Origin of the sequence: Sporomusa sp. GT1, from assembly GCF_014634905.1 — a bacterium.
GTDB lineage: Bacteria > Bacillota > Negativicutes > Sporomusales > Sporomusaceae > Sporomusa > Sporomusa sphaeroides.
The window spans coordinates 1-559 of sequence record NZ_BMBX01000073.1; the positions used below are offsets into that span (position 1 = coordinate 1).

General features: G+C 55.5%; 1 protein-coding gene. It reads left to right on the forward strand.

The genetic code is table 11. From position 1 onward, the window contains the following. Positions 1–39: 39 nt before the first annotated feature. On the forward strand, positions 40–559 hold a 520-nt coding region (locus GT1_RS21865; RefSeq protein WP_255430474.1), incomplete at its 3' end, for a dihydroxy-acid dehydratase.

Below are 559 nucleotides of genomic sequence, written 5' to 3' on the forward strand. Positions count from 1 at the left end.
CATGTGACCGGCGGTTCCATGCTCAGCGGTCCCAATTATATGTCCTCCGAAATTCTCTACGGAGCCGGTGACAAGTATGTCAAAGGTGAGATGACCGAACAGGAACTCATGTATTATTCACGTAACTGCTGTCCCAGCGCCGGTGCCTGCCAGTTTATCGGCACAGCAAGCACGATGCAGTGTATGTCGGAGGCCCTTGGCCTGGCTTTGCCGGGGAATGCTCTGGCTGCCGCCTACACCACCCATTTAACCCGCTATGCCCGGCGAGCCGGACGGCAAATTATTGATAATGTAAAGAACTCCCTGATTCCCCGTAAGTTTATCAGCCGGAAAAATTTCATGAACGCCCTGATGGTTCATGCCGCGCTGGGAGGCTCAACCAACGCCCTGCTGCATCTGCCGGCTATTGCCCGTGAAGTGGGGATTGCAATAGACCAGCAGGAGTTTGATGCCATCAACCGGGAAGTTCCTGTGCTTGTCAGCCTGAAAACAGGCGGGCAATGGCCCACAGACCTGTTCTGGTATGCAGGCGGGGTGCCGGCGCTGATGCGGGAATTGA